This is a genomic window from Acidovorax sp. GW821-FHT10A04 (assembly GCF_059415825.1).
Genome location: NZ_JBWKNZ010000001.1, coordinates 232,419 through 251,302 on the forward strand (window position 1 = coordinate 232,419; position 18,884 = coordinate 251,302).

Sequence of the window (18,884 nt, forward strand, 5' to 3'; positions counted from 1 at the left end):
GCCCTTGTTCTTTTTCGCTGCCCGTTCTTTCAGCGCTGCCGGCGTGTCAGGCGGAAAAGACCAGCGGCATCCCCGACTGTGTGCACGCGTCCTCGGTCAGCCGGGCAAAGAACTCACCGCTCCCCTTGGTGTCCTGCCACACCGAACCATCGAACTTGTAGTGGTAGCCACCGGACTTGGCGGCCATCCACACCTCGTGCAGCGGCTTTTGCAGGTTGATGACGATCTGGCTTCGGTTCGCAAAGCTCAGCGTGATCATGCCGCCCGAGCGCTGGTTGTCGATGTCGGCGTCGGTCGTGTCATTGAGTTCATCGCAACTGCGCTCGACAGCCGCCAGCAGTTTCTCGGCGTGGTCCTGGAATTCAAGGTCAGTCATTACAATTTGCGCATGTTGAAAGCATCCCAAATTCTAGTCAGGACGCTTGTCCTTGCTGCCAGTGCGGCGGCCATCGCCGGTTGTGGCCAGCGCGGGCCGCTGTACCTGCCCTCCGGCCCCGCCGCTGCACAACGCGCCACCCTGCCCGAAACGCTCACGCCGGGCGCCACTCCCTCGACGGCCACGTCAGCACCCCAGGCACCCGCTTCTACCGCGCGCTGACCCCATCTCAGGGAACCCGGTGTCCCCAGACCCCTGATTGCCCATGGCTTGATTTCCATCAAGCCGCTTGGCCATGCCCCGTCCTACAGTCGGTTTTTCACTGCACTGCAGCATTGCCATGGCCATCGAACTGTACCGAGACAAGAACCACACCTGCCTGATGTTCACCGACCTGATCGAGGAGGACGGACAGGCGGTGCAGGCCAACCAGTTCCTGATCGTCGACGACGGCACCGGGGCCATCATCGATCCGGGCGGCAACCTCGCGTTCAACGAGCTGTTCATCGGCATGACCAAGCACTTTGCGCCGCACAAGCTGTCCTACCTGATTGCCTCGCACGCCGACCCGGACATCATTGCCTCGCTGGATCGCTGGATGACCAGCACCAAGGCCTCGCTCGTGATCTCGCGCGTCTGGGAGCGCTTTGCGCCCCACTTCACCAAGGTCGGCAAGACCGAGAACCGCGTGATCGGCGTGCCCGACAGTGGTGGCCACCTGCCCCTGGGGCGCAACGAACTGCTGCTGCTGCCGGCCCACTTCCTGCACTCGGAAGGCAACTTCCACTTCTACGACCCGGTGAGCCGCATCCTGTTCACAGGCGACCTGGCGGTGTCAATGACATCGGGGGCGGAAGCCAGCATTCCCGTCACCGACCTGGCCGCGCACATTCCGCGCATGGAGGGCTTCCACCGCCGCTACATGGTGTCCAACAAGATCCTGCGCCTGTGGGTGCGCATGGTGCGGCAACTGGACATTTCCATGTTGGTGCCGCAGCACGGTGCGCCCATCCTGGGCAAGCAGGCCATCAACGACTTCTTCGACTGGGTGGAGAACCTCATGTGCGGCATCGACCTCTTCGACGACCGCGCCTACCAGATCCCCACTGCGCACATCGACCCCGTCACCCGCCAGATGCGCCCCGCCCTGCGGGCCGTGGGCTGACACGCAAATTCAGCGCGACGCCGCGGCAGCGGTACCGGCCTTCACCGACCGCCGGCGCGCGGCCTGCCACACGCGCCAGCCCAGCAGCATCGCGAGAATGGCCGCATACACCGCCACCTCGCCAAAATCGTTCTTGCCCGCACGCATCCAGAAGAAGTGCAACACCGCCAGACCTGCCACGGCATACACCGTGCGGTGCAGCGCCTGCCAGCGCTTGGCACCCAGCGCCCGGAGGGCACGGTTGAACGAGGTGGCCGCCATCAGCACGAGCAGCACGAAGGCGGCAAACCCCACAAGGATGAACGGCCGTTTGGCAATGTCCGCGGCGATGTCCGCCACCTCGAAGCCCATGTCGAACCAGCTGTAGCACAGCAGGTGCAGCAGAGCGTAAAAGAAGACAAAGAGCCCCAACATGCGCCGAAAGCGCGCCATCTGCGGGGTGGAGGTCAACACCCGCAGCGGCGTCACCGCCAGCACCAGGCACAGGGCACGCAGTGTCCAGTCCCCGGTGGAGCGGATCAGGGCTTCGGCGGGGTTGGCTCCAAGCTGGTTGGAGACGGCCGCATAGACCAGCCAGGCCAGCGGCAGCAGGCACAGCGTGAATACCAATGGCTTGGCCAGAGGATGAAGCAGCAGCTTTCGCATCGCAATGACCACAGGAACCACTGTGCGCGGCCGGTCAGTAGAACTTCTTGAGGTCCATGCCTGCGTACAGCTGGCCGACCTGGGCCTCGTAGCCATTGAACATCAGCGTCTTGCGCTTTTTGGCGAACAGGCCGTCCTCGCCGATGCGCCGCTCGGTCGCCTGGCTCCAGCGCGGATGGTCCACGTTGGGATTCACGTTGGAATAGAAGCCGTACTCCTGCTGCGCCGCCTTGTTCCAGGCCGTGCCCGGCTCCTTGTCGGTGAAGCGGATCTTGACGATGCTCTTGGCGCTCTTGAAGCCATACTTCCACGGCACCACCAGGCGCACCGGTGCGCCGTTCTGGTTGGGCAGCACCTCGCCATACATGCCAAAGGCCAACAGGGTCAGCGGGTGCATGGCCTCGTCCATGCGCAGACCTTCGACATAGGGCCAATCAAGCACGCGTGAGCCCACGAAAGGCATGGTGGCCTTGTCCGCCAGCGTCACGAACTCCACGTACTTGGCACTGCCCTGCGGCTCCACGCGCTTGATGAGCTCAGCCAGCGAGTAACCCACCCACGGGATCACCATCGACCAGCCCTCCACACAGCGCAGGCGGTAGATGCGCTCTTCCTGCGCGCTGAGCTTGAGCAGGTCCTCGATGCCGTACTTGCCCGGCTTTTTCACCAGGCCCTCGATCTCCACCGTCCAGGGAGATGTCTTGAGCGTGTGTGCATTGCGCGCCGGATCGGCTTTGTCGGTCCCGAACTCGTAGAAGTTGTTGTAGGTGCTGGCGTCCTTGTAGTCAGTCAGCTTTTCCATGGACACGGCCCCCGCCACGGACGACTTGGCGCCCGCCAGCGCCGCCAGCTTGCCCGGCCGGCCGGGCGCAGCCGCCTGCGCCAGGGCCTCGCGCCCAGCCCAGGCGGCCATGGCAGCCCCCGCTGCGCCACCGGCCATCAGGCGCAGCATGTCGCGGCGCCCTTCGTAAGCCGCACAGGGCGTGATCTCGGAAGAATGCGGGTGGTTGAAACCCGGGTTGCGGGAATGGAAGGGCATGGGGGCTCCGGTCAGGCGGTGGTGGTTTCGGCTACGGGTAGAGCCATTCCACCCCTAGTTCGTTCCAGATACGGAGCAGGTTACACCGCGGATGCGATATTTGCAGAAACTCGGCCCCACAGCCCCACGTCGCGCAGAGGTCCTACAAGGTGCCGTAGCTGTGCAGCCCGCTCAGGAACATGTTGACCCCGAGGAAGGCAAAGGTCGTGACCGCCAGGCCCACCAGGGCCCACCAGGCCGACACCGTGCCGCGCAGGCCCTTCATGAGACGCATGTGCAGCCAGGCCGCGTAGTTGAGCCAGACGATCAACGCCCAGGTTTCCTTCGGGTCCCAGCTCCAGTAGCCGCCCCAGGCCTCGGCCGCCCACAGCGCCCCCAGCACCGTGGCAATGGTGAAGAAGGCAAAGCCCACGGCGATGGACTTGTACATCACATCGTCCAGGATCTCGAACGAGGGCAGGCGCTCGGCGATGCGCTTGCGCCCCAGCAGGATGCCGGCCACGATCAGCGCCGAGATGCCGAAGTACACCATCCAGTAGCCGCCGCCATTCTCGGTGGCGCCCTGGCGGAACACGATGGGCTCGAAGCACAGCACCACGCCCAGCAGCCACAGCGGCGCCAGCTTGTACCAGCGCGTCTCCGTGGCCTGCTGCTTGATCAGGTAGGCAAAGGCCACCATGGCCGACAGCGCGAAGGTGCCGTAGCCGATGAAGTTGGCCGGCACATGCAGCTTCATCCACCAGCTCTTGAGTGCGGGCACCAGGGGCTGGATCTCGTGCGCCTCGCGCACCACCGTGTACCACAGCAGAAAGCCCACGGCCGCGCTCACCACCAGCATCACGAAGCCGCCCAGCGCGCGCGTCTTGTACTGCGCTTCGTAGTACAGGTAGAAGGCCGCCGTCATCCAGCAGAACAGCACGAACACCTCGTACAAGTTGCTCACCGGGATGTGGCCAATGTCCGGGCCGATCAGGTAGCTCTCGTACCAGCGCACCAGGGTGCCGATCAGCGCCATGCCCACGGCCACCCATGCCAGGCGCGAGCCGATCAGGTTCATCGCATGCCCCTCGCCGCGCGCGAACATGCCGATCCAGTAGAACGCCGTGCTCATGAAGAACAGCACGCTCATCCACAGAATGGCCGACTGGCTCGACAGGAAGTACTTGAGCCAGAACACCGTGTCCGCGCGCGCCAGGCTGCCAGCCCCGTCCACCTGGTACAGGCCGATGGCCATCAGCGCTACCGCGGACACCACCAGCATCAAGGTGCGCAGCGGTCGCCAGAACCAGCCCAGCCAAATGGCAGAAGGAATCGTGCCCAGCAGGATGCCCTTCTCATAGCCATCCATGAAACCGCCATAGCGCTGCAGAGCAAACAGCCCGCCTGCCACCACGATGGCGGCAAAGGCCCAGTCCAGCCAGTTGCGGCGGGAGAAATACCCCTCGTTCAGGGTGATCGTGGTGTTGCGGGTGGCCGTGTTCATGGGTTGCCTTGCAGGGGCTTGGCCCCGATCAGTTTTTCTGCGAGTTCCACGAACTCGTTGTCTCCGTCCATGGTCTTGCGGTTGGTCGAGAGTGCCATCATGGCATGCGTCTTGTCCCCCTGCGGCGCCACCCAGACCCAGATCCGGCGTTCGCGAATGTAGAGCATGGCAAAAACCCCCAGAATGAGCAAGGCACAGCCCAGGTAGACGATGTTCCTGCCGGGCGCGCGGGCCACCTGGAACACGCTGGCCTGCACCTGCGTGAAATCCTTGAGCTCGAAGGCAATGGCCGCCGGGTAGATCTGCACGTCGCTGAGCGACAGCACGGCCTGCGTCATGAAGCCGCGCGTCTTGTCGTCCGGCAGCATGGGCTGCAGGCCGGCATTCTTGCGCGAGAGTTGCGCCAGCTCGAACAGGGTGCCGTTCAGGATGCGGATCAGCACCTCGCCCGCCCGGCCGCGCTCGGCCTCCGGCACGTTGGACTCCATGAAGTCCGAGATCGCCTGCAGCCCGCCTGTGGGCTTGCCATCGACGGTGCCATTGCCGGCAAACAAGGCCAGCGCGCGCATGGCCGATTGCGCCAGCTGCTCACCCACGTCGGGGCGCGAGGGGTCGATGGCCTGCGCGACATAGCTGCGCACGGCCTGCTCGCGTGCCGCCGGGTCGGCCAGTGCGGCGCGCAGGCGCAGGAAACCGTCCATACCGCCCTGGTCGTCGGTCGGTATGCGCAGGTAGCGGAAGGCATCTGCCGGCGTTTCGCGCACACCCAGCAGGTACACCGGCACGCTGTCGCCGGTGTCCACGGGCAGCATGTAGTTGTGGAACTCGCGCGCCTGGCCCGCCGCATCGCGCAGCTTGTAGCTCACGCTCGGGCCCACGTTGCGCAACTCCTTCTTGGTCACGGTCTTGTTGGCAGCGCCCAGGCGCGACTCCACGGCCTCGCGCAGGTCCACCTTGCGCACATCCACGCCCGTCGCGCCGGGTCCGGCACCGCCGAAATTCTCGACGTTGATGGTGCGCAGCGCTGTGAACTCCAGCGTCATGGTGTCGCTGCCCGGCATGCCGCCCTTGTTGGTCAACTGGGTCGAGTCCCCCACCACACCCTCCACATCGAAGGCCTTGGCGCCCGGCACCATGGGCACGGCACGCAGCTTCAGGTGCGAGCCTCCATCGTCGAAACTCGATTGGTAGATCTCCACACCCTTGTAGCTGGCCGGGTGGTTCACCTCCACGCGGGCCGGCGTCTTCTCTCCCGTGGCCTTGTCGTGGATGATGATTTCGCTGGCAAACAGCTTGGGCATGCCCGTGGAGTAGTGCTCCACGATGAATTTCTTGAGCTCGATGGCAAACGGCAGCTCCTGCAGCAGCACGCCGTCGGACTGGTTGAGCAATGCGATGCTCGACTGCGTGCCCTCGGCCACCAGCAGGTTGCCGCGGAAGGTGGGGTTGCGCTCGGACAGCCGGTGCTCGGGCTTCACGTCGGCGATCAGGCCGCCGCCGGCATACGGCGTCTTGCCACCCAGCAGCATCTGCGCGCGCACGATCAGGTCGCCATCAAGCAGGCCCCCCACGCACACCAGCACGATGGCGCTGTGCGCTGCGATGTAGCCGATCTTGTTGGCTGCGCCGGCCTTGGCGGCCACCATCCAGCCGGTGCCTACACCGGCTGGGGTGTCGCGCTGCTGCAGGCGCACCTTCCAGCCGCCGCCGGCCAGCAGGGTACCGATGCGTTTCGCCTCGGCCTCGGGGCCCTGGGGCAGCTCGGCCTCGGCCTTGTGGTGGAAGGCCTTGAGACTCTGCTCGCGGATGTTCTCCTTGTAGACGCGCAGGTCCACCAGGATCTTGGGGGTGTTGCGTGCGATGCACAGCGAAGTGCTGAGCACCAGGAACGCCAGGATCAGCAGGAACCACCACGCGCTGTACACCGCATTGAGCTGGATGGCACCGAACAGTGTGGCCCAGAACGGGCCGAACTGGTTCACATAGTTCGCCGCCGGCTCGTGCTGCTTGAGCACGGTGCCGATCACCGAGGCAATGCAGATCACCGTCAGCAGCGAGATGGCGAACCGCATCGAGGACAGCATCTCGATCACGGCGCGCAGGGCCTTGGAGCCGTACTGGACGCGAACGCCTTGGGTGTTGTCAGACATGGGGGAGAGCAAAGGGGCGGCGAGGCAGGCAAAGAAAAAAGGACGGGGCCATCGGCTCGATGGACCCGCCCTTTTTGGGTTTGTTATTGGCGGTTGGTTCCGTGCAGCCCGTGCTATGTGGGCCGCACTTGATGAAGATCAGTCAATCGTTCGAATCAACGCAGGCCGGCGATGTAGTCCGCCACAGCCTTGATCTCGCGGTCGTTCAGCTTGGCGGCCACCTGCGTCATCTGCAGGCTGTTGCCGCGCTTGCCGTCGCGGAAGGCGACAAGCTGTGTGGCCGTGTAGTCGGCATGCTGGCCGGACAGGCGTGGGTACTGGGCCGGGATGCCGGCACCGTTGGGGCTGTGGCAGCCGGCGCAGGCCGCGATCTGGCGGTCGGCAATGCCGCCGCGGTAGATGCGCTCGCCCAGGGAGACCAGGGCCTTGTCCTTGGCGAAGCCGGGCTTGGCCGCCTTGGCCGTCACCCAGTAGGCGATGTTCTTCATGTCCTCGTCCGACAGGGCCATGGCAAAGCCCTTCATCACGGGATCGTTGCGCTTGCCGGACTTGAACTCCTGCAGCTGCTTGACCAGGTACTCGGGATGCTGTGCCGACAGCTTGGGGTTGGCGGCGATGGCAGAGTTGCCGTCCGCGCCATGGCAGGCCGCGCACACCGCCGTGAAGCTGGCCTCGCCCTTGACCAAGTCAGGCTTGGCAGCCGCCTTGGTTGGCGCAGCGGGTGTCTCGCCCGCGGAAAAAGCCGGAAAAGCAGGTGCTGCCAGCACGGCAGCCATCAGCATAGAGGCGAGCAACTTCATATCGAGGGTCTGTATGTTTATGTGCGCAAAATCTCCGCGATTCTACAATGAGGCCCCACTAGCATCTCAACTTCTCATGACGACCACCCCTATCGCGCCAGTTGCTGGCTCTCTTCCGCCTGCACCCGACGCCAAGATCGCCATGGGTTGGATGCACACGGCCAGGTTCCTGACCACGGCGGCGCAACTGCACCACCTGCCCCCCATCACGGTGCCCGAGATTGCGTTCGTGGGCCGTTCCAATGCAGGCAAATCCACCTGTATCAATACGCTGACGCAGCAAAAGCAGCTCGCATTCGCCTCCAAAAAGCCCGGCCGCACCCAGCACATCAACCTGTTCTCCTTGGGAAAACAGGGCGTGATGGACGCCGTGCTGGCCGATCTGCCGGGCTACGGCTATGCCGCCGTCTCGCGCTCGGACAAGGTGCGCTGGCAGCAGGTGATGGTCAATTACCTGGTCAGCCGCCCGGGCCTCACGGGCATCGTGCTGCTGTGCGACCCCCGCCTGGGCCTCACCGAACTCGACGAAGCCCTGCTCGAAGCGGTGCGCCCCCGGGTCGAAGAGGGCCTGAAATTCCTCATCGTGCTCACCAAGGCCGATAAGCTCACGCGCGCCGAGCAAGCCAAGGTGCTGTCGATTACGCGACTGCAGGCCGGCGGCGGCGAAGTCAAGATGTTCTCTGCCCTGAAGAAACAGGGCGTGGACGAGGTGGCCCAGCTGCTGTGGCAATGGGCCCACCCCCTGCCCGGCGCCGAGCCGACTCCTGGCGATGCCCTTGCGCCTGGCGCCGCCGAAGCCGACAACCAGGAACCCGAGGAAGATTGAGCGCCAACGCTGGTCCCATGAGCGCTGGCAGCTACCCCAACGATAGCAACAGCGCCATGATCCAGACCCGCAACCTCACCCTGCCCCACGGCACCACCCTGCAGTACCGGGAAAGCGGCGCCGCCGGCCAGCCCGTGCTGCTGTTCCTGCACGGCTTTCCCGAAGGCGCCTTCATCTGGGACACCATGCTGGCCCATTTCGCACAGCCCGAAAATGGCGGCTACCATTGCGTGGCGCCGTACCTGCGCGGATTTGGCGAATCCACCAGCCCCGGGGAGGTGGAGGCCTACCGGGCCAAGTACCTGGTGCAGGACCTCGTGGCCCTGGTCGCGGCCGTAAGCCCTGACCAACCCCTCGAATGCCTGGTGGCCCACGACTGGGGCGGCGCCGTGGCCTGGAACCTGGCCAACCAGCAGCCGCAGCTCATGCGGCGGCTGGCCATCGTCAACTCGCCCCACCCCGGCACCTTTTTGCGCGAGCTGCAGCACAACCCGGCGCAGCAGGCCAACAGCCAGTACATGCACTTCCTGTGCCGGCCCGATGCCGAGGCCCTGCTGGCCGAGAACGATTTCGCGCGCCTGTTCGCATTCTTCGACGACCCCGAAGGCCGCGCCCCCGCCTGGCTGACCGAGGAGGTGCGCGCCCAGTACCGCACCCTGTGGCGCCAGGGCCTCACCGGGGCCTGCAACTATTACCGCGCCAGCCCTTTGCGCCCGCCACGCGGCGACGACAACACCATCGCCGGCATCAGCCTGCCCGACAGCATGCTGACCGTCTCCATCCCCACCCTGGTGGTCTGGGCGATGCAGGACCCGGCCCTGCTGCCCGGCCTGCTCGACGGCCTGGAAGGCTGGATCCCGCAGCTGCAGATCGACCGGATCGAGGCTGCCTCGCACTGGGTGGTGCACGAACAAACTGAGCGGGTCATGACTGCGCTCGGGCGCTTTCTTCGAGGGGCCCCGGCCCCCAGTCAATAGATGGAGGGATCCCCTTCGGGCCTTGTCTTGAAGCGTTTGTGCACCCAGTAGTACTGGCCGGGCGACACATCGATGTACGACTGCAGGTTGCGGTTCATCAGCGCAGTGTCGGCCTCGGCGTCGTCCGTCGGGTAGCCTGGCCAGGCGGGCGACAGCTCGGCGACATAGCCCGTGGGCGTGATGCGCGTGACCATGGAGATCACCTTGGCGCGGCCCAGCCGCGCAAAGCGCGAGAGCGATGGCACCGTGGCCGCCGTCACGCCGTAGAACGGCACGAACAGGGAATCGTTGCGCCCGAAGTCCATGTCGGGCAGCAGGTACAGCAGGCCCCCCTTGCGCAGCCCGCTCAGGATGGGCTTGACGCCATCGCCGCGGTTGAGCATGCGCACATTGCCAAAACGCTGGCGTCCGTTGCGGATCCACATGTCCACCGCCGGGTCGGGCTGGGGCGTGAAGATGGAGGTGAAGGCACGGTCGGTGTGCAGGGTCAGCGCCGAGCCCCCCGCGTCCATGCCATAGAAATGCGGCGCGAAGATGATGGTGGGCGTGTCGCCCAGCAGCTCGTCCAGCGCGCCAGTCAACTTCACGCGGTCGAGCACCACCTCGCGCGGTGCAAACCACAGCCAGCTGCGGTCCAGCCAGGTCTGGCAAAAGCCCACGAAGCTCTCGCGCGCCCATTGGCGGCGCTGGGCTTCGGTGAACTCCGGAAAGCACAGCGCCAGGTTGCGCAGCGCCACCCTGCGCCGCGGCGCCGCCAGCAGATACAGCGCCTGGCCGATCAGCCAGCCCATGCCCCGCAGCACCCCCAGCGGCAGCAAGGCCAGCACGCGCATGAACCACACCCCCAGGCGGCCGGTCATGCGGCGCCTCCGGCGGGCGCGGGCGCAGCGGCCTCCACGCGGGGCTGCTTGTAGCGGCCGTAGCCCCACAGGTACTGGCCAGGGGATTGTCGTATCAGGTGTTCCATGGCCTGGTTGATCTGCAGCAGTGCTGCGTCGGTGTCCTGCGCCAGCGGGGCGGCGGGCAGGGGTTCGAAATGCACCACGTAGCCACGGCCCCGGGGCAGGCGTTCGCAGCGCGCCAGGACCACCGCCGCACCCGTCTGGTGGGCCAGGCGCACGGCCAGCGTCATGGTGTAGGCGTCCTCGCCGAAGAAAGGGCTCCACTGGCCCTGGCCCTGTGGCGGCACCTGGTCGGGCAGCAGGCCCACGGCCTCGCCACGGCGCAGCGCCTTGATCATCTGGCGCACGCCCGAGAGGTTGGTGGGTACCGCCTGCATGCCGGGCCGGTTGCGGGCCGTCTCCATCACCTTGGCCAGCCAGGGCTGGCGTGCGGGGCGGTAGAGCACGGTGATGGGGCCATGCTCGGCACTCCAGCGCTGTGCAGCCGCCTGGGCCGAGAACTCGAAACAGCCCAGGTGGGGCGTGAGGTACAGGATGCCGCGGCCCTGGGCATAGGCGGCCTCCACGCAGGCCCCGCCCTCGATGCGAAACGGCAGCGGCGCCCCCAGCCACAGACGCGGCAGCTCGGCCACCATGCGACCCGCATGGCCTACGGCAGCGCTCACCTCGCCAAAGCGATAGCCGGCCCGCGCCGCATTGGCGCGAAAGCGCCCGCGGTAGACCGGAGAGGCCAGAAAAGCCACCCAACCCATGGCGGCGCCCAGGCCGTGGAGCAGCCACAGCGGGAACACGGAAAAGAGACGAAACAAAGATGGCATTAAAATGACGGGGTCGCTGAGTTAAATGAGCAACTTGCAGGGCGACGGTAAATAAATCTGCTAAAGCGTTCGCCAAAGCTCCTTCGGGGTGAGGGCAACGCCCCAAATGCCGGAACACAGGAGTTTATTCAAATGGCGAACGACTTTCTCTTTACCTCGGAATCCGTCTCCGAAGGCCACCCCGACAAGGTGGCAGACCAGATCTCGGACGCGATCCTCGATGCCATCTTCAAGCAGGACCCCCGCAGCCGCGTTGCCGCCGAAACGCTGACCAACACCGGCCTCGTGGTGCTGGCTGGCGAAATCACGACCAACGCCCACGTGGACTACATCCAGGTGGCGCGCGACACCATCAAGCGCATCGGCTACGACAACACCGACTACGGCATCGACTACAAGGGCTGCGCCGTGCTCGTGGCCTACGACAAGCAATCGAACGACATCGCCCAGGGCGTGGACCAGGCCAGCGACGACCACCTGAACACCGGTGCCGGTGACCAGGGCCTGATGTTCGGCTACGCCTGCGACGAAACGCCCGAGCTGATGCCCGCGCCGATCTACTACGCGCACCGCCTCGTGGAACGCCAGGCACAGTTGCGCAAGGACGGCCGCCTGCCCTTCCTGCGCCCCGATGCCAAGAGCCAGGTCACCATGCGCTACGTGGACGGCAAGCCCCACAGCATCGACACCGTGGTGCTCTCCACCCAGCACCACCCCGACCAGAGCGAAACCGCCAAGACGATGAAGAAGAGCTTCATCGAGGCCGTTATCGAAGAGATCATCAAGCCGGTGCTGCCCAGCGAGTGGCTCAAGGACACCAAGTACCTGATCAACCCCACCGGCCGCTTCGTCATCGGCGGCCCGCAAGGCGACTGCGGCCTGACCGGCCGCAAGATCATCGTCGACACCTACGGCGGCGCCTGCCCCCACGGTGGTGGTGCCTTCAGCGGCAAGGACCCAACGAAGGTGGACCGTTCGGCCGCCTACGCCGCCCGCTACGTGGCCAAGAACATCGTCGCCGCCGGACTGGCCCGCCAGTGCCAGATCCAGGTGGCCTATGCCATCGGCGTGGCGCGCCCCATGAACGTGACCGTCTACACCGAAGGCACGGGCGTGATCCCCGACGACAAGATCGCCGCACTGGTGCAGGAGCATTTCGACCTGCGCCCCAAGGGCATCATCCAGATGCTGGACCTGCTGCGTCCGATCTACGAAAAGACCGCCGCCTACGGCCACTTCGGCCGCGAAGAGCCTGAGTTCACTTGGGAGAAGACCGACAAAGCTGCGGTGCTGCGCGCCGCAGCCGGGCTGTAAAGCCCGCCGCGCGATAGCGCGGTTTTCGGTCTTCGGGCGAAGTTCATATCGCGCCAGCGATGTGAACGAAGACCAAAGTACTGACAAGGCTGCTGCACTGCGTGCAGCAGCCGGGCTGTAACTCAGCGAGCGTGCGCCCCAGGGCGCGCATCGAACAAAAGCCGCAGCGCTCACCGCGCTGCGGCTTTTTTCATTGGCAGTGCCGGCGCATCGGCACTCTCCTACACCCTTATCCCGCACTTGCCGACGGCCCCGGCACGTGCGCCCCCGTATCGTTCCATCACACCCTTTCGCAGCACACGCTGCTCCCACTGCAAGGAACCGCCATGCTCAAGTACGCCATCATCTTTGCCCTTATTTCGTTGGTTGCCGGTGCCCTGGGCTTCACCGGTGTGGCCGCGGGTACCGCCGGTATCGCCAAGGTACTGTTCGTGCTGTTCCTGGTGCTGGCCGTGCTTTTCGTCGTGCTGGCCGCGGTCGGCGTAGGAGCCGCCCGCAAGGCGCTCAAGTAGCAAGCGCAGCTTTCCCGCAGGCCCCTGGGCCCCTGCAGCCCCAAAAGAGAAATGAGAGGGAACGCCATGAGCCAACAAAACATCTTCGAAGCCCTGCGCGAGAGCCATGAGCTGCAGCGCGACCTGTACCGCCGCCTGACCGAGACCAGTGGCGATACGCCCGAGCGGCAGGAATTGTTCACGCGGCTCAAGGCCGAGCTGGCAGCCCACGAACTGGCCGAAGACCGCAACTTCTATGCACCGCTGATGCAGCTCGATGCTGGCATGGACCTGTCGCGCCACGCGATTTCGGAGCACCACCAGATCGATGAGCTGGTGGAATCACTGGAGAAGGCCGACCCGGCCACCCCTGCCTGGCTGCCCCTGGCGAAAAAACTGGCCGAGAAGGTGGAGCACCACCTCCAAGAAGAGGAACACCGCTTCTTCCAGATGGCCGGCAAGTTGCTGACCGAAAAGCAGAAGACGTCCCTGGCCGGGGATTACCTGACCGACTACGACGAGGCCAAGGCTGCCACGGCCTGACGGGCCCGCAGCGCCCCGCTGCGCAGCTTCAGACCGCGTCCTTGGCCTGCACCACGCAGTTGCGGCCACTGGACTTGGCCACGTACAGGGCCGTGTCCGCACGCTTGATCAGCGCATGCGCATCTTCCACCTGGTTCCAGGTGGCCACACCGAAGCTGGCGCTCACATGGCCTACCGAGTCGAAGGGCACGGTGGCAATGCGCGCGCGCACGGCCTCGGCCATGGCCATGGCGGCGTCCACCGGCGTTTCCTTGAGCAGCAGGATGAACTCCTCGCCACCGAAGCGCGCCGCGCAGTCGGAGGAGCGCAGCAGTTCGCGCACCCGCAGTGCCGTGGCCTTGAGCACCACATCGCCCGAATCGTGCCCGAAGGTGTCATTGATGCGCTTGAAGAAGTCGATATCGAACATCACCACCGACAGGCTGCTCTTCCTGATGCGCGTGTCGGCCATCTCGGCCTCCAACCGCTCGAAGAACTTGCGGCGGTTCACCAGGTCGGTAAGGAAGTCCTTGGTGGCCAGGTCTTCGAGCTTGCGGTTCAGGCGCGCCATGGGCTCGATCACCAGCGACGACAGCGACAGGTTCAGCACCGCGAACAGCAGCAAGAAGCTGCCGGCCAGCGCCGTCATCACCGTGTTGAAGGTCGTGCGCGCCTTCTCCAGCGGGTAGAACATGGGCACCCGCACCACCTGGATGCCGATGGTTTCGTTCATCTGCCAGCCAAAGCCGTTCTTGTCGCCGTAGACCTTGAGCATCGTGGGCGGGGCAGCGGCAGGCGTGCTGTGGCAGGCCAGGCATTGCGGCTGCTTGATGGTGATGGGGCGGGCCACGTAGAGCGTGCGGTGCATGCCCTCGCCCACCTCGCCCGTCACTTCCTTCTTGAGGTCGGCCCGGCCTTCGCGGAAGTCCTTGACGATGCGTTCTTCCCACTCGTTGGCACGGTCGCGCAGGTTGGTGGGGTTGAGCACCGCCTCCTTGTACTCATAGCCGGGGAAGCGGCTCTGCAACCGGCGCAGCGTTTCGGTGGCCGCAAAAGCCGGTACCGTCTGCGGCAGGAACTGCTCTGCCAGCGTCACGTCCAGGTGCGGCTTGACCAGTTCGGTGGTGTAGTCACGTATCGCCATGGCCGCGTGCATCATGAGCTGCGAGTTGTGCTGCACCTCCTCGATGGCCGTCTTCTGCAGGAAGCGGTGCACGTACAGGCCTGTGCCTGCCGCTGCCACCAGCAGCACGCAGGCCAGCACCAGATTGAATTTGAGCCGCAATGACATGAATATCCCTTGTCGCCGACTTTAGTCAGCATGTATGGCGGATGGCAAGCAAACCTTGGCAGCCCGCGGCGCCCCCCATCGTGGTTGTGTCCCGCCCACCCTGGCCCCGACAGGCCCGTTGCAACGGGACACAAAGTTTTCGTTTGTGCCAGATTTCAGGCCCGCGGTCCAATGAAATACGCCCGGCGCGCCCGCCACAGTGCGAAATGCGCCCACTCCACCCAGCGCCATGGAGTATCGACATCTTAGTTGCACAATTAAATTAACTGAATTACACTGCGGCCACAGACAAGGAGAAGAGCCATGGCACACAGCAACCAGCTTCTGGTGATCGACCCGCAAAACGACTTCTGCGACCTGCCCGCCGCGTGGCAGCCCATCGACCCGGTCACGGGCCTGCGCACCGCCCCCTCGCTGCCGGTAGCGGGCGCCCATGCCGACATGCAGCGAACAGCGGCCTTCATTCAAGCCCACGGCGCAGCGCTCGACGGCATCACCACCACCCTCGACTCGCACCAGCAGTTCGACATCGCCCACCCCGGCTACTGGCAGCAGGCCGACGGGCGGGCCGTGGCGGCCTTCACCCCCATCACTGCGGCGCAGGTGCGCGCCGGCTCTTTCGTGCCCCGCAACGGCGCCCTGCTGCAACGCACCCTGCAGTACCTCGATGCCCTGGAGCAGCAAGGCCGCTACACGCTGATGGTGTGGCCCGTGCACTGCGAGATCGGCAGCTGGGGCCATGGCGTGCACGCCGATGTGCTGGCCGCCTGCAGTGCATGGCAGCTGCAGCGCCAGCGCGCCGTGCACAACGTCTTCAAGGGCACCAACCCCTTCACCGAGCACTACAGTGCCATCGAGGCCGAGGTGCCCGATGCGGACGACCCCGGTACGGCCCTCAACACCCGGCTGCTCGCAGCGCTGGGCGCCGCCGACCGGCTGTTCATCGCCGGCGAGACCAGCAGCCACTGCGTGCGCGCCACCACCGAGCACATCGTGCATCACCTGCCCCGGTTGCAGCCGGGCTGGACGCCTGAGCGCATCACCCTGCTGACCGACTGCATGAGCCCAGTGGGCGGCTTCGAGGCCCAGCACACCACGTTTCTCGACGCCATGCGCGCCCAAGGCGTGCAGCTGGCCAGCAGCACCGACGATTTCTGAGGAGTTTCCATGTCCGACCACGTCATCCACAGCCTGCTCGATACCGACCTCTACAAGTTCACCATGTGGCAGGCCCTGCTGCACGGCCACCCGCAGACGCAGAGCGAGTACCGTTTCGTCTGCCGCAACCAGAGCGCCTACCCGCTCACCGAACTGCTGGACGAGGTGAACGCCGAACTCGACCACCTGTGCACGCTGCGCTTTGCCCCCGACGAGTTGGCCTACGTGGGCGGCTTGCGCTACATCAAGAGCGACTTCATCGACTTCCTGCGCATCTTCCAGTTCCAGCGCAGCTTCATCGAGGCGTCGGCAGTGGACGGCCAACTGCACATCGTGGCGCGCGGCCCGCAGGTGCATGTGATGGGCTTCGAGATCTTCGTGCTGGCCATCGTCAACGAGCTGTATTTCCGGCGCTTCGACCCCGCCGCGGCGCTGGCCGAAGGGCGCCGCCGCCTGGCCGCCAAGGTGCAGACGCTCAAGGACCTGGCACAGCAGGCCACGCTGCGCCACCCCTTCGAGTTGTTCGACTTCGGCCTGCGCCGGCGCTACAGCGGTGCCTGGCAGCGCGAGGTGGTGCAGACTTTCGCGCGCGAAACACCGCAATGGTTCAAGGGCACCTCCAACGTGCTGCTGGCCCGCGACCTGGGCCTGGTGCCCATCGGCACGATGGCGCACGAATACCTGCAGACCTACCAGGCCCTGGGCGTGCGGTTGCGCGACTTCCAGAACACGGCCCTCGAAGAGTGGGTGCAGGAGTACCGCGGCGACCTCGGCATCGCGCTGACCGACACCGTGGGCATGGACGCCTTCCTGGCTGACTTCGACCTTTACTTCGCCAAGCTGTTCGACGGCCTGCGCCACGACTCGGGTGACCCGGTGGCCTGGGGTGAGAAGGCCCTGGCCCACTATGCACGCCTGCGCATCGATGCACACACCAAGCGCCTGGTGTTCTCCGACGGGCTTACCCTGCCGCGCGCCCTGGCGCTGTACCAGCACTTCGGCGACCGCACGCAGCTGGGCTTTGGCATCGGCACCAACCTGACCAACGACATGGGGCAGACGCCGTTGAACATCGTGATGAAGCTCACGCGCGCCAACGGCCAGCCCGTGGCCAAGCTCTCGGACACGCCCGGCAAGACGCTGTGCGACGATGAGACCTTTCTTGCCTATCTCCGCCAGGTCTTCCACGTCAAGGCGTAAACGACCCCGAGGATTTCCCATGCTCCGCATCACCCTTGCCCAACTCAACTTCACCGTCGGCGACATCGAAGGCAATGTCGCGCGCATGGTGGCTGCCGCACGGCAGGCCGCCAGCGAACAGGCCGACCTCGTGGTCTTCAGCGAGCTCGCGCTGTGCGGCTACTACCCGGGTGACATGCTCGACGAAGGCGCTTTCCAGCAGCGTGTGGCCGCAGGGCTGGCCGCGCTGCAGCAGGCCTCGGCCGAGCTGCCCGGCCTGCACTGGGTGGTGGGCGCCCCCACGCCCGCCCAGGGGCCCGGCAAGCGCCTGCACAACAGTCTGCTGGTGCTGCACGCCGGCGCAGTGCGGCTGCGCTATGCCAAGCAACTGCTGCCCACCTACAACATCTTCGACGAGCGCCGCCACTTCGAGCCCGGGCCCGATGTGGCCAAGGTGCTGCGCATCGGCAATGCCCAGGTGGGCCTCCTGATCTGCGAGGACGGCTGGAACGACAGCGGCGCTGACTACGCGACCAACCCCTTCGACCGCATGCGCGACGCGGCACCCGACCTGGTGGTGAGCATCAACGCCAGCCCCAGCCACATCGCCAAGCGCGAGCAGCGCCACCAGATCTTCGGCGATGCCTCGCGCCGCAACGGCCTGCCCATCCTGTATGTGAACCAGATCGGCGGGCACGACCAGATCGTGTTCGACGGCGCCTCGTTCGCGGTGGAGCCCGAGGCGGGCATCGTCTTCGAGGCCCGGCGCTTCGTGGAAGACGTGCGCACCTTGCAGTTCGACAACGGCCGCTTCCTCACCGCCGAAGGTGAGACGCCCGAAGCCGTACCCGCACAGGGCCTGCCGACCATGGAGTTCTACCGCCAGCAGATCGTGCTGGGCCTGTCGGACTACGCGCGGCGCTGCGGCTTCAAGCAGGTGGTGGTCGGCAGCTCTGGCGGCATCGACAGCGCGCTCACGCTGGCGCTGGCCGCCCAGGCGCTGGGGCCCGAGAACGTGGTGGGCATCACCATGCCCTCGCGTTTTTCATCGAGCGGCTCGGTCGACGACTCGGTGGCCCTGTGCCGCAACCTGGGTGTGCAGTTGCTCACCCACCCCATCGCCGACCAGGTGGCCGCCTATGCGCAGCAGTTCGAGGCGAGCTTCGGCCAGGCCCTGCAAGGCCTGCCGCTCGAGAACCTGCAGGCGCGCATCCGCGGCACCGTGCTGATGGAGTACTCCAACGCCTTTGGCCACCTGCTGCTGACGACGGGCAACAAGTCGGAGATCTCCGTGGGCTACTGCACGCTGTACGGTGACACCAATGGCGGCCTGGGCCTGATCGGCGACCTGTACAAGACGGAGGTCTTCGCCCTCTCGCGCCACATCAACGCGCATGCCGGCCGCGAACTGATCCCGCAGGCCATCATCGACAAGGAGCCCTCGGCCGAGCTGGCCCCTAACCAGCGCGACGTGGACAGCCTGCCGCCCTACCCGGTGCTCGACGAGGTCCTCAAGATGCTCATCGAGGGCGACCGGCTGGCGCCTGCGGAGTACGATGCCGCCAACGCCTTCGTGCAGCAGCTGGAGCAGGGCGACGATGGACGCGCCCTGGTGCACCGGGTGCGCATGATGGTCGCCCGCAACGAATACAAGCGCCGCCAGGCGCCACCCATCGTGCGCGTGCGTGCGCGCGCCTTCGGCAGCGGCCGGCAGATGCCGATCGCTGCCCGCTACGTCTGATCCAATA

General features: G+C 65.7%; 19 protein-coding genes. 10 read left to right on the forward strand and 9 right to left on the reverse strand.

Going from position 1 to position 18,884, the window contains the following annotated elements; all coding sequences use genetic code 11:
- Window positions 1-46: 46 nt before the first annotated feature.
- Window positions 47-376 (reverse strand): iron donor protein CyaY, encoded by a 330-nt coding sequence (gene cyaY, locus AC07PF_RS01145; protein ID WP_494610575.1) that lies wholly within the window; start codon window positions 374-376, stop codon window positions 47-49.
- A 12-nt stretch (window positions 377-388) separates the two neighbouring features.
- Between cyaY and lptM the strand changes: the two genes are divergently transcribed.
- Both lptM and AC07PF_RS01155 read left to right on the forward strand, forming a co-directional pair.
- A complete protein-coding gene (gene lptM / locus AC07PF_RS01150) occupies window positions 389-598 on the forward strand; it encodes an LPS translocon maturation chaperone LptM (protein ID WP_081497335.1) in 210 nt (69 codons plus the stop codon).
- Window positions 599-716: 118 nt separating this feature from the next.
- Window positions 717-1,541 (forward strand): oxygen-binding di-iron domain-containing protein, encoded by an 825-nt coding sequence (locus AC07PF_RS01155; RefSeq protein ID WP_494610576.1) that lies wholly within the window; start codon window positions 717-719, stop codon window positions 1,539-1,541.
- A gap of 9 nt (window positions 1,542-1,550) precedes the next feature.
- Here AC07PF_RS01155 and msrQ read toward each other — a convergent pair whose 3' ends face one another.
- From msrQ to AC07PF_RS01180, 5 genes are all read right to left on the reverse strand, one after another.
- A complete protein-coding gene (gene msrQ / locus AC07PF_RS01160) occupies window positions 1,551-2,186 on the reverse strand; it encodes a protein-methionine-sulfoxide reductase heme-binding subunit MsrQ (RefSeq protein WP_494610577.1) in 636 nt (211 codons plus the stop codon).
- A 34-nt stretch (window positions 2,187-2,220) separates the two neighbouring features.
- The gene (gene msrP, locus AC07PF_RS01165) at window positions 2,221-3,225 is read right to left on the reverse strand and encodes a protein-methionine-sulfoxide reductase catalytic subunit MsrP (RefSeq protein ID WP_494610578.1); all 1,005 of its coding nucleotides are present in this window, start codon (window positions 3,223-3,225) and stop codon (window positions 2,221-2,223) included.
- Between the two features lie 142 nt (window positions 3,226-3,367).
- Window positions 3,368-4,708 carry a c-type cytochrome biogenesis protein CcsB gene (ccsB, locus tag AC07PF_RS01170; RefSeq protein ID WP_494610579.1) on the reverse strand — a complete coding sequence of 447 codons (1,341 nt, stop codon included), beginning with the start codon at window positions 4,706-4,708 and terminating at the stop codon, window positions 3,368-3,370.
- Window positions 4,705-6,858, reverse strand: coding sequence for a cytochrome c biogenesis protein ResB (locus tag AC07PF_RS01175; RefSeq protein ID WP_494610580.1), 2,154 nt, complete (start codon window positions 6,856-6,858; stop codon window positions 4,705-4,707). Before AC07PF_RS01175 ends, ccsB begins: the two co-directional genes overlap by 4 nt.
- A gap of 155 nt (window positions 6,859-7,013) precedes the next feature.
- The gene (locus AC07PF_RS01180) at window positions 7,014-7,658 is read right to left on the reverse strand and encodes a c-type cytochrome (RefSeq protein ID WP_035203946.1); all 645 of its coding nucleotides are present in this window, start codon (window positions 7,656-7,658) and stop codon (window positions 7,014-7,016) included.
- A gap of 76 nt (window positions 7,659-7,734) precedes the next feature.
- On the opposite strand from AC07PF_RS01180, the gene yihA reads away from it, so the two are divergent.
- Together yihA and AC07PF_RS01190 are read left to right on the forward strand one after the other, a co-directional pair.
- Window positions 7,735-8,484 (forward strand): ribosome biogenesis GTP-binding protein YihA/YsxC, encoded by a 750-nt coding sequence (gene yihA / locus AC07PF_RS01185; RefSeq protein WP_494610581.1) that lies wholly within the window; start codon window positions 7,735-7,737, stop codon window positions 8,482-8,484.
- Between the two features lie 56 nt (window positions 8,485-8,540).
- Window positions 8,541-9,461, forward strand: coding sequence for an alpha/beta fold hydrolase (locus AC07PF_RS01190; RefSeq protein ID WP_494610995.1), 921 nt, complete (start codon window positions 8,541-8,543; stop codon window positions 9,459-9,461).
- On the opposite strand, the gene AC07PF_RS01195 is transcribed toward AC07PF_RS01190, so the two are convergent.
- Both AC07PF_RS01195 and AC07PF_RS01200 read right to left on the reverse strand, forming a co-directional pair.
- Window positions 9,455-10,321: a lysophospholipid acyltransferase family protein gene (locus tag AC07PF_RS01195; RefSeq protein ID WP_007855810.1), complete on the reverse strand. Its 867-nt coding sequence runs from the start codon at window positions 10,319-10,321 to the stop codon at window positions 9,455-9,457. The genes AC07PF_RS01190 and AC07PF_RS01195 overlap by 7 nt on opposite strands.
- Window positions 10,318-11,181, reverse strand: a complete 864-nt coding sequence (locus AC07PF_RS01200) for a lysophospholipid acyltransferase family protein (protein ID WP_007855811.1) — start codon at window positions 11,179-11,181, stop codon at window positions 10,318-10,320. Before AC07PF_RS01200 ends, AC07PF_RS01195 begins: the two co-directional genes overlap by 4 nt.
- A 132-nt stretch (window positions 11,182-11,313) precedes the next feature.
- Between AC07PF_RS01200 and metK the strand changes: the two genes are divergently transcribed.
- The 3 genes from metK (at window position 11,314) to AC07PF_RS01215 (ending at window position 13,529) form a co-directional block, all read left to right on the forward strand.
- On the forward strand, window positions 11,314-12,495 hold the full coding sequence (metK, locus tag AC07PF_RS01205; protein ID WP_007855814.1) for a methionine adenosyltransferase: 1,182 nt from the start codon (window positions 11,314-11,316) through the stop codon (window positions 12,493-12,495).
- A gap of 326 nt (window positions 12,496-12,821) precedes the next feature.
- Window positions 12,822-13,007 (forward strand): DUF1328 domain-containing protein, encoded by a 186-nt coding sequence (locus tag AC07PF_RS01210; RefSeq protein ID WP_007855816.1) that lies wholly within the window; start codon window positions 12,822-12,824, stop codon window positions 13,005-13,007.
- A 66-nt stretch (window positions 13,008-13,073) separates the two neighbouring features.
- Window positions 13,074-13,529 (forward strand): hemerythrin domain-containing protein, encoded by a 456-nt coding sequence (locus AC07PF_RS01215; RefSeq protein ID WP_494608739.1) that lies wholly within the window; start codon window positions 13,074-13,076, stop codon window positions 13,527-13,529.
- A gap of 28 nt (window positions 13,530-13,557) precedes the next feature.
- On the opposite strand, the gene AC07PF_RS01220 is transcribed toward AC07PF_RS01215, so the two are convergent.
- Entirely contained in the window at window positions 13,558-14,799 is a 1,242-nt protein-coding gene (locus AC07PF_RS01220) for a diguanylate cyclase (protein WP_007855821.1), read from the reverse strand.
- Between the two features lie 303 nt (window positions 14,800-15,102).
- On the opposite strand from AC07PF_RS01220, the gene AC07PF_RS01225 reads away from it, so the two are divergent.
- Genes AC07PF_RS01225 through AC07PF_RS01235 form a run of 3 tightly spaced genes read left to right on the forward strand, consistent with a single transcriptional unit; the run spans window position 15,103 to window position 18,877 of the window.
- Complete coding sequence (locus AC07PF_RS01225; protein ID WP_494610582.1) at window positions 15,103-15,957, forward strand: cysteine hydrolase family protein; 855 nt, start codon at window positions 15,103-15,105, stop codon at window positions 15,955-15,957.
- 9 nt (window positions 15,958-15,966) lie between these two features.
- Window positions 15,967-17,157: a nicotinate phosphoribosyltransferase gene (pncB, locus tag AC07PF_RS01230; RefSeq protein ID WP_494610583.1), complete on the forward strand. Its 1,191-nt coding sequence runs from the start codon at window positions 15,967-15,969 to the stop codon at window positions 17,155-17,157.
- Between the two features lie 19 nt (window positions 17,158-17,176).
- Window positions 17,177-18,877 carry an NAD+ synthase gene (locus AC07PF_RS01235; protein ID WP_494608742.1) on the forward strand — a complete coding sequence of 567 codons (1,701 nt, stop codon included), beginning with the start codon at window positions 17,177-17,179 and terminating at the stop codon, window positions 18,875-18,877.
- Window positions 18,878-18,884: the final 7 nt, after the last annotated feature.

Excerpts from the sequence above, each read along its gene's own strand:
- cyaY (WP_494610575.1), bottom strand. The coding sequence starts at position 376 with ATGACTGACCTTGAATTCCAGGACCACGCCGAGAAACTGCTGGCGGCT.
- lptM (WP_081497335.1), top strand. The coding sequence starts at position 389 with ATGTTGAAAGCATCCCAAATTCTAGTCAGGACGCTTGTCCTTGCTGCC.
- AC07PF_RS01155 (WP_494610576.1), top strand. The coding sequence starts at position 717 with ATGGCCATCGAACTGTACCGAGACAAGAACCACACCTGCCTGATGTTC.
- msrQ (WP_494610577.1), bottom strand. The coding sequence starts at position 2,186 with ATGCGAAAGCTGCTGCTTCATCCTCTGGCCAAGCCATTGGTATTCACG.
- msrP (WP_494610578.1), bottom strand. The coding sequence starts at position 3,225 with ATGCCCTTCCATTCCCGCAACCCGGGTTTCAACCACCCGCATTCTTCC.
- ccsB (WP_494610579.1), bottom strand. The coding sequence starts at position 4,708 with ATGAACACGGCCACCCGCAACACCACGATCACCCTGAACGAGGGGTAT.
- AC07PF_RS01175 (WP_494610580.1), bottom strand. The coding sequence starts at position 6,858 with ATGTCTGACAACACCCAAGGCGTTCGCGTCCAGTACGGCTCCAAGGCC.
- AC07PF_RS01180 (WP_035203946.1), bottom strand. The coding sequence starts at position 7,658 with ATGAAGTTGCTCGCCTCTATGCTGATGGCTGCCGTGCTGGCAGCACCT.
- yihA (WP_494610581.1), top strand. The coding sequence starts at position 7,735 with ATGACGACCACCCCTATCGCGCCAGTTGCTGGCTCTCTTCCGCCTGCA.
- AC07PF_RS01190 (WP_494610995.1), top strand. The coding sequence starts at position 8,541 with ATGATCCAGACCCGCAACCTCACCCTGCCCCACGGCACCACCCTGCAG.
- AC07PF_RS01195 (WP_007855810.1), bottom strand. The coding sequence starts at position 10,321 with ATGACCGGCCGCCTGGGGGTGTGGTTCATGCGCGTGCTGGCCTTGCTG.
- AC07PF_RS01200 (WP_007855811.1), bottom strand. The coding sequence starts at position 11,181 with ATGCCATCTTTGTTTCGTCTCTTTTCCGTGTTCCCGCTGTGGCTGCTC.
- metK (WP_007855814.1), top strand. The coding sequence starts at position 11,314 with ATGGCGAACGACTTTCTCTTTACCTCGGAATCCGTCTCCGAAGGCCAC.
- AC07PF_RS01210 (WP_007855816.1), top strand. The coding sequence starts at position 12,822 with ATGCTCAAGTACGCCATCATCTTTGCCCTTATTTCGTTGGTTGCCGGT.
- AC07PF_RS01215 (WP_494608739.1), top strand. The coding sequence starts at position 13,074 with ATGAGCCAACAAAACATCTTCGAAGCCCTGCGCGAGAGCCATGAGCTG.
- AC07PF_RS01220 (WP_007855821.1), bottom strand. The coding sequence starts at position 14,799 with ATGTCATTGCGGCTCAAATTCAATCTGGTGCTGGCCTGCGTGCTGCTG.
- AC07PF_RS01225 (WP_494610582.1), top strand. The coding sequence starts at position 15,103 with ATGGCACACAGCAACCAGCTTCTGGTGATCGACCCGCAAAACGACTTC.
- pncB (WP_494610583.1), top strand. The coding sequence starts at position 15,967 with ATGTCCGACCACGTCATCCACAGCCTGCTCGATACCGACCTCTACAAG.
- AC07PF_RS01235 (WP_494608742.1), top strand. The coding sequence starts at position 17,177 with ATGCTCCGCATCACCCTTGCCCAACTCAACTTCACCGTCGGCGACATC.